The sequence below is a fragment of the Streptomyces sp. cf386 genome (assembly GCF_900103585.1).
Taxonomy (GTDB): domain Bacteria; phylum Actinomycetota; class Actinomycetes; order Streptomycetales; family Streptomycetaceae; genus Streptomyces.
The window spans coordinates 165,806-173,822 of the sequence record NZ_FNHV01000008.1; the positions used below are offsets into that span (position 1 = coordinate 165,806).

Annotated in this window: 7 protein-coding genes; 2 read left to right on the forward strand and 5 right to left on the reverse strand. The window is 71.7% G+C overall.

The window, feature by feature from the left end; genetic code table 11:
* Window positions 1-138: 138 nt before the first annotated feature.
* The 4 genes from BLU79_RS21915 to BLU79_RS21935 form a co-directional block, all read right to left on the reverse strand.
* Window positions 139-945: a TIGR03943 family putative permease subunit gene (locus tag BLU79_RS21915; protein ID WP_093907543.1), complete on the reverse strand. Its 807-nt coding sequence runs from the start codon at window positions 943-945 to the stop codon at window positions 139-141.
* Window positions 942-1,946: a permease gene (locus BLU79_RS21920; RefSeq protein WP_093907544.1), complete on the reverse strand. Its 1,005-nt coding sequence runs from the start codon at window positions 1,944-1,946 to the stop codon at window positions 942-944. Before BLU79_RS21920 ends, BLU79_RS21915 begins: the two co-directional genes overlap by 4 nt.
* A gap of 82 nt (window positions 1,947-2,028) precedes the next feature.
* Window positions 2,029-3,378 carry a helix-turn-helix domain-containing protein gene (locus BLU79_RS21925; RefSeq protein ID WP_093907545.1) on the reverse strand — a complete coding sequence of 450 codons (1,350 nt, stop codon included), beginning with the start codon at window positions 3,376-3,378 and terminating at the stop codon, window positions 2,029-2,031.
* 249 nt (window positions 3,379-3,627) lie between these two features.
* On the reverse strand, window positions 3,628-3,987 hold the full coding sequence (locus BLU79_RS21935) for a Uma2 family endonuclease (RefSeq protein WP_256333429.1): 360 nt from the start codon (window positions 3,985-3,987) through the stop codon (window positions 3,628-3,630).
* On the opposite strand from BLU79_RS21935, the gene BLU79_RS49170 reads away from it, so the two are divergent.
* Both BLU79_RS49170 and BLU79_RS21940 read left to right on the forward strand, forming a co-directional pair.
* A complete protein-coding gene (locus BLU79_RS49170; protein WP_256333435.1) occupies window positions 3,883-4,206 on the forward strand; it encodes a hypothetical protein in 324 nt (107 codons plus the stop codon). The two genes, BLU79_RS21935 and BLU79_RS49170, sit on opposite strands and share 105 nt — an antisense overlap.
* A gap of 465 nt (window positions 4,207-4,671) precedes the next feature.
* A complete protein-coding gene (locus BLU79_RS21940) occupies window positions 4,672-6,669 on the forward strand; it encodes an Ig-like domain-containing protein (protein WP_093907548.1) in 1,998 nt (665 codons plus the stop codon).
* Between the two features lie 31 nt (window positions 6,670-6,700).
* Here the strand turns inward: BLU79_RS21940 and BLU79_RS50035 are convergent, their stop codons facing one another.
* Complete coding sequence (locus BLU79_RS50035) at window positions 6,701-7,447, reverse strand: hypothetical protein (RefSeq protein WP_371131907.1); 747 nt, start codon at window positions 7,445-7,447, stop codon at window positions 6,701-6,703.
* Window positions 7,448-8,017: the final 570 nt, after the last annotated feature.

Sequence of the window (8,017 nt, forward strand, 5' to 3'; positions counted from 1 at the left end):
AGCGCGGCCTGCTGGGTCCAACCTGGTCCAAGGCGCCTCGGCGGCCACTTCACCACCCGTCCTGGACGACGCCCGACTACCCGTGGCCCGCCCCGCGAAACCCGTCGCACGCCCCGGCGGTGGCCCGTTCCCCGGCTCTCAGCGTTTCTCGTACGGGTTCGACGGCTGCGCGATCCGCCGCACCGACGCGGCGTCCAGGACGGGCGGCCAGGCGCCGTCCGTGCCGAGCTTGCCCTTGGGGTGCCAGGTGCCGGTGACGGTGACCCAGGCGTCGACGGGCGGGGCGTCCGCACCCCGGATCTCGACCTTGCTGGTGGTGGCGTCGGCGGCGCAGCAGGCGACGAGGAGGCGGGTGACGTACCAGGTGCCGTCGCCGTCGCGGGTGACGAAGCCGGTCAGCCGGACCGTGCGGCCCGCCAGCGACCGTCCGCTGTCGTAGATCGCCCGGGAGCTGAACTCGGCCGGCGTCAGCTCCACCGGGTTCCCGGACGGCAGCGCGGGGAAGGTCCCGACGCCTTGCGCCGCCTGCTGCGCCGCGTCGCGCTCGGCGCTGTAGGAGCCGAGGGCGGGCGGCGGGAAGAGCAGGAGCGCGAGGGCGGGGAGGGTGAGGAGCCAGGCGACGCGGGGGCTATGGTGGCCGCCGTGCTGATCGTGGGCGTGGGAATCGTCGCCGGACTCGTCGTGCTCGCCGTGCTCGCGTTGCTGATCGCGGCCGGCGTGTTCGCCGTGCTCTGTGTGCTGGCCCTGCTCGGCGTGCGGTTCCTGTTCCGGTCGCCCGACGACCGCCGCGGCCACCGCCAGCAGCACCAGCAGGAACCCGGACACGACCAGGTATGGCCGTAGTCCCGCCTGCACGTACCGCAGGTACAGCTCGCTGAAGAGCGAGATCCGCAGGATCGCCGCGCCCGTCAGGAGCAGCAGCACCGTCGGCCCGTAGCGCCTCACAGCAGCCACCACCCCACCAGCACGCTGCTCAGCACGGCCACCACCCAGGTGACGGCGGAGAACCGGACGGCGAAGGACCGTCCGAAGGTTCCGGCCTGGAGGGCGAACAGCTTCAGGTCGACCATCGGGCCGACCACCATGAACGCCAGCCGCGCGGTCGGCGAGAACCCGCTCAGTGAGGCGGCGACGAACGCGTCCGCCTCGCTGCACACGCACAGGACGACCGCCAGCAGCGCCAGGAGCAGCACCGACAGCCAGGGCGAGCCGGTGAAGAGGTCCAGGACCGAGCGGGGTACGGCGATGTTGAAGGTCGCCGCGGCTGCCGCGCCGAGGACGAGGAAGCCGCCGGCGTGCAGGAAGTCGTGCTGGAGCCCGGCGGTGAAGGCGCGCAGGCCGGAGGCGGCGGGACCAGTGTGCCGTTTCGGCATCCGCAGCCACTCCTCGCGGCCGAACCGGGCCCACAGCCAGCCCATCACCACGGCGGTGGCCAGCGAGGCGATCAGCCGGCCGAGCACCATCTGCGGCTGGCCGGGGAAGGCGACGGACGTGGCGACGAGGACGACCGGGTTGATGGCGGGGGCGGAGAGGAGGAAGGCGAGGGCGGCAGCGGGCGCGACACCGCGCCGCATCAGACTTCCGGCCACGGGCACGGAGGCGCACTCGCAGCCGGGCAGGATGACACCGGCCGCACCCGCGACGGGTACGGCGAGGGCCTGGTTGCGGGGCAGCAGCCGGCTGAAGACCTTCTCCGGTACGAAGGCCCCGATCGCCGCCGAGACGACCGTGCCGAGCAGCAGGAAGGGCACGCCCTGCACCGCGATCGCCGTGAAGACGGTCCACCAGGCGGCGACGGGCGGGGTGTAGAGGTCGAGCGCGAGCATCGGGCCGAGGACCGAGGCGACCGTGGCGATGGCGAGGAGCGCGGCGCCGCCGAGCACGGCGTACACGAGCGCGCGTACGACGACACGCAGCCCGTCGGCCACGGTCCGCTGGTTCTCCACGCGCCTGTCCCCACCTGTCCGGACCTCTCCTGAGGCCTCCGCGCAGGCTAACCGGTGGGACCTGTGCGCAGCCTTGGGTTCCTCACAGAGGGGGCTGTGCGGGTGCCGGGCCGAGGGTGGTGGTGCCCGGCGCCGTGCGGTGGCCCAGGCCCGTGCGGTACGCGTCCAGGGCCGCCTCCACCCGGCCGGTGCGGCGGAGCAGGTCGCCGAGCAGGCGGCACAGGTCGGCGAGGTCACCCGCCGCGCCCGCGCGTTCCAACAGGCTCAGGGCGCGGACGTAGTGCTCCTCGGCGGTCTCCGTGTCGTGGGCGTCCTCGGCGATGATGCCGAGGAGGCGGTGGGCGGCGGCGGAGTGCAGGGCGCCGCGCTCGGGGCTGAGGTCGCTGAGCACCTCGTGGAGGAGGGCGGCGGCCTCCTCGGACTTGCCGCGCCGGTGCAGTACGTCGGCGAGTTCGACGGCGACCTGGCTGGTGTAGAGGGCGGCGCGCTGGGCGGTGAGCATGGTCCGGGCCTCGCGCAGTTCGGCCTCGGCGCGCTCCAGTTCGCCGTTCTGGGCGTGGACGTAGCCGCGCATCCAGTGGCAGTTGGCGAGTTCGGTACGGATCTGGAGCTGGCGGTACAGCTCGGCGGCCTTGGCGAGGGAGGCGTCGGCCTCGGCGACCCGGCCCTCGGCGAGGAGGGTGCGGGCGACGGAGCGGTGCATACGGGCGACCAGGGCGGGGTCGGCCGCCTTCGGGGCGAGCGCGAGGGCGTACTCGGCGGCCTGGGCGGCGCGGGCGTGGGCGCCCATGTCCATGTAGGGGCCGATGACGCTGGCGTAGAGCAGCAGAAGGGCGTCGGGGTCGTGCAGTCCGCCGCGGTTCAGCTCGTCGAGGGTGGATTCGAGGAGGTAGACGGCGTAGCGGAGTTCTCCGGCGAGGTAGTGGGAGACGGCGCGCCCGCGCAGGGCCGGGACGCGGGCGGGGAGCGGGGCGTCTGCCTCGGCAAGAACCCGCTCGGCGCGCTCGAAGTGGCGCCGGGCGGAGGTGAGTTCACCGATGTCGATTCCGCACTCGCCGAGCCCGAGCAGCGCGACCGCCTGCTCCTCGACGAACCCGTGCGCCTCGGCCTCCGCGAGCAGCGCGGCGTACCGCTCGGCCGCCGTCTCGGCGTCACCGGTGGCGAGGGCGCGCTGCGCCTCGGTCAGCCTCAGGCGCAGGTCGGTGACGAGATGTGCGGGGCGCCCGGTGGCGAGTTCCTCGAAGGCGACCCCGAGCCGCTCGGCGATGTGCCGCAGCGCGTCGTCGGAGGCGCGCACGCGGCCGGCCTCCAGGGTGGAGATGTACGCGGGGGTGTACGCCGGCTCCGCCAACTGCCGCTGTGTCAGCCCGCGATCGGCCCGCAGCTGCTGAACTCTTCGCCCGATCGTCCCCGGATCGTCACGGTCCGACATCCCTCGACTCCCCCCAACTCGCCCTGCGCCCCTTGCCGTTCGAGCCCAACAGCCCCTAGGTTAAACCGCGAATTAAACGTGGTTAACCCATGGCTGTTGCGAGGTCGCCGTGCAGGAACGCACCAGCACCACAGAGCGCTACACCCGATGCGTCGCCGCCGCCGTGGTCGCCGTGGCGACGTTGATTCTGGCGGCGAACGCGGGACCGGCGAGGGCGGCGGCGCTTCATGTTCAAAACACCGATTGTGCTCAGAACTTCGTGGTGTCCAGCTCGAAGCCGAAGGGGGCGGGCAGCGGGACGGTGAGGCCGATCTTGTGCTTGGGGGATCGCGCGTATTCGTCGCCCGACGGCTCTGAGTAGACGGTGATCTCCGCTTCCTCGCGGTCGATCAGCAGGTAGACGGGGATACCTGCTCGGGCATAGCCGCGGATCTTCTTCTCGCGATCACGATCGGCGGTGCCGGGGGAGGCTACTTCGGCGACAAGCAGGACGGGCAGAGTGGCGTGCCACTGCTTCTCGTCATCGAAGCTGCCTTCGGGTGCGACGACGAGGTCGGGGATGACATTGCCCGTGCGGGCGAGGTTCCGGAGGCGTGGGACATCAAGCAGTGGGACGCGCCCGACCTGATCTCCATCGACAAGATGAAGACCGCATACCCGAAGGCCTTCAACACTCTGTGGAACTTCGACTGGTCGGGCGTCGACGCGGGCCAGGGCGCCACCGGCGCCAACTTCCCCCTCCAGGACTTCGGCAACCACTTCAAGAACGGCCTGCAGAAAGCGAAGCCGTCCGCCATCTCCTCGTTCAACCCGAACACGTCGTTCTGACGCACAGGCTCACGCCGAGAGAATTGATTGCCCTGATCAGATGGGGTGCCAATCAACTTTCCACCGCGCAGGCTCGGTTCAGTCCCGCCGGATTTCCCGGCCCGAGGCCCGCCGGACGTCCGGCAGAGAGACCGAACCACGCCTCCAGAGCGACATCAACAAGGCCCGTGAGGCCAACTCGGCGGCCAAGAGCGCGATCCCCGCGTTCTAGCGCGACCCCCCGCGTTCTGACGCACCGCCGACACCGAGCCAGCCCCCGGCGGGGACACTCCCCCCAGTCCCGCCGGGGGCTTCCCCGTGCCCATGCGGACCTCCTTCACACCGGCCTCTTACGCCCGGCTTAACCCGGCTGTCAGCGCGATGATCTAGCCTGCGATCGCTTACGGCGGTACGCGCGCCCCCTTCCAACTCAGCAGGCCGCGCCCGCCCCATCGCCTCTTTCGTTCCGGGGGGTTCGAAACAACCGTGCACAGACGCACTCTTCCGGCCGCGACGGCACTCGCGGTCCTCTTCAGCTCGGTCGCCCTGGTCTCGACCGGCGCCGGGTCGGCGGCAGCCGACTCCAGCACCACCCTTTCCCTGAAGTCGACCGGCGACATCGTGGTCGACGGGGTGCACCAGCGGGTCTTCATCAGCGACCCGACCGCCGGCCAGGTCGTCGTCACCGACTACGCGGGCAAGCTCGTCGGCACCGTCGGCGCCCTGCCCGGCGTCCACGGCCTGGAGCTGTCGCCCGACTCGGGCACCCTCTACGCGGCCGTCGCGGACGCCGACGCGGTCGTCGCCATCGACACGGCCACCGCGACGGAGGCCCACCGCTACTCCACCGGCACGGCCGGCCCCGAGTACGTCGCCCTCACCGGCGGCAAGCTCTGGTTCAGCTACGGCTCCGGCGGCGACGGCAACATCGGCTCGCTCGACATCAGCGGCACCGACCCCGTCGTCACCCTCGGCCAGGACACCGACCGCACCTTCTACGACGCCCCGATCCTGGACGCCTCCGTGGGGGCCCCGGGGACGCTGGTCGCGGGCGCGCCCGGCCAGAGCCCCGTCGAACTCGCCGTGTACGACGTCGTCTCGGGCACCGCGAGCCGTACCGCGTACGCCTTCGACCCGGGCAACACCGGCGGCGGCAACCTCGCCGACCTGGCGGTCACGCCGGACGGCAAGGACGTGATCACGGCCAGCGGAGCCCCGTACTACCAGCCGCTCTACAAGCTCTCCGACCTCACCTCGGACGGCAAGTACGTCACCAACACCTACCCGAACGCGGTGGACATCGCCCCGAACGGCGACGTGGCGGCGGGCACCAGCTCCTGGTACGACCCGGACGTACACGTCTTCAAGCAGGGCGTTTCGACCCCTGCGAGGCAGTACGACTTCCCCAACACGGGTACCAGCAGCGGCTCGGACACGCTCGCGGCCAGGGGCCTGGCGTGGGCGCCGGACGAGAGCAGACTGTTCGCGATCTCGAAGAACGACAGCGACGCGTACTCACTGCGCATCTTCGACGCCCCGATGAAGGCGCCCACCACCCTCACGGCGAACGCCCCCGCCACGGCGACCCGCGCCAAGCCGCTGACGGTGACCGGCTCGCTGACCTCGTCGGCGCCCTTCCCTACCGGCACCACGGTCTCGGTCACCCGCACCGACGACGAGTCCCCGAGCGGCAAGGCCCTCGGCACCGCGACCGTCACCGCGGACGGCTCGTACTCCTTCACGGACACGCCGCCGGCCGGCGGCAAGGTGACGTACACGGCGACCTACGCGGGCGACCCGGACCACGCGCCCGCGACGGCGTCCCACGCGGTGACGGTCACCAAGACGGCGACCACGTTGACGCTGAACAACAACCTCAAGGTGTACGGCTACAACAGCACCGTCACCTTCACCGCGCACCTCGGCACGACGTACAAGAACCGCACGGTGGAGATCTGGGCGGACCCGTACGGCTCCGACAAGCCGAACGCGCTGGTGAAGAAGGGGACGGTCGACGCCGGCGGCAACCTCACCGCGAGCGTCCGCCTGACCCGGGACACCAAGATCAGTGCGAAGTTCACGGGCGACACGCGGTACGCGGCGAAGACGACGACCAACACCGTCTACACCAAGGTGGCGGTCTCGACCTCGCTGAGCGGCTCCTACAAGACGGCCACGGCCTGGAACGCGAAGTACTACTACTTCCGCCAGACCAAGGACCCGATCCTCAACACGACCATGACGATGTACCCGGGTCGCAAGTACCAGTTCCAGATCCAGCAGTACTACAGCGGGGCCTGGCACACGACGGCCAGCGAGTACTTCGCCCTGGACCGCTACGGCAAGGACTCCGTCCAACTGGACGACACCCCGCCCACGGGCGTCCGCTTCCGGATCCGCTCCTCGTACATCGACACGACGTCGGGCGACAACGTCAACGCGACGACGTACGGCGGCTGGAAGTACTTCACCTTCACCAAGTGACACGGCAGGACGACGCCGCGGGCTGAGCAGCTCAGCTCTGCGTCTGCAACTGCTGAAGTTGCCGGAGGACGTTCTCCAGAGCGCCCTGCCGCCGTCCCGGCACTCGGCCCCGTAGCTCGGCGAGCACGGGGCCGAGTTCGCGCGCGGGGGCGGCGTCCTTGATCTGCCCCCACTGGTGGTGGGCCCGGTCCACCGCGGCCTCCACCGCCGGCGCGTCCGCGGTCTGCCCGGCGGACAGCCGGGCCGAGGCGACCGTCAGCCAGGTACGGCAACTACGCACCGGGTCCCCCACCAGCATCGCCAGATCGGCCCGCACCTCGATCCAGTGCAGAGCCTCCTCGGACGCAAGACCATGGGCACGCAGAGCAACCTGCTCATAGTGCGCGGCCAACGCCTCGGCCTCACCGTGCCGACCTGACTCGACGGCGGTGGCGATGGCGGCGTGGGGGTCGTTGGGGGCGGGGGGTTGGGACGGGGGCTGGGCGGCGAGTTGGGCGAAGGCTTGGGCGGGGGCTTGGGCGGGGGCTTGGGCGGAGGGCCGGACGAGGGCCTGGGTGGGGGCCTGGGCGGGGGCCTGGGCGAAGGCTTGGGTGGGGGCTGGGGCTTGGGGGGAGGCCTGGGCGGGGGCTTGGGCTTGGGGGGAGGCCTGAGCGGAGAGCTGGACGAGGGCCTGCGTCGAGGGCTGGGCAGGACGCTGCGTGGGGCCTGGCGGGAGGCTCTGGGCGGGGCTTGGGACTGCGCCCAGTGCGGGGCTTTGCGCGGGACTGTGCGCAGGCATCGGCGGAGGAGACACCGGCGTCGGCGGCGGAGTCGACGGAGTCGGCACAGGGTTCCGCACGGGGGTTTGCGCTGGGCTCTCCGAGGGGCTGCGCGGCAGGAACTCCGCGGGGAGCTGCGGCGGGAGCGGCGCGGGGCTTTGCACGGGGGTGTGCGGCAGAACCTGAGCAGGGTTCTGCCGCAGGACCTCCGCGGGACCCTCCGGAGGATCGTGCGGCAGAACCCGCGCAGGAGCCTGCCCCGGAACCTGCCCGGGACTCTGCTGGAGGTCGTGCGGCAGAACCCGCGCGGAACTCTGCCCCAGGACCTCCGCGGGACCCTCGGGGGCCTTGTACGGCAGAACCTGCGCGGAAGCCTGCCCCGGGATCGGTGCGGGGTTCTGTACGGGGCTCAGCGCCGGCATCGGGCCGGGGCTCTGCGGGAGTTGCTGCGGCTGAACCTGCGTGGGAGCTTGCGCCGCGGCCTGTGCCGGCGCAGCTGCCGGCACCTGCGCCGGACTCTCCGCGGGCTGCTGGGGCAGGAGTTGCACCGTGCTCCCCGCAGGCGGCGGCAGGACCGGCGCCGGACTCCC

Coding starts and splice junctions, on each gene's coding strand:
- BLU79_RS21925 (WP_093907545.1), bottom strand. CDS start 3,378: ATGTCGGACCGTGACGATCCGGGGACGATCGGGCGAAGAGTTCAGCAG.
- BLU79_RS50035 (WP_371131907.1), bottom strand. CDS start 7,447: ATGCCTGCGCACAGTCCCGCGCAAAGCCCCGCACTGGGCGCAGTCCCA.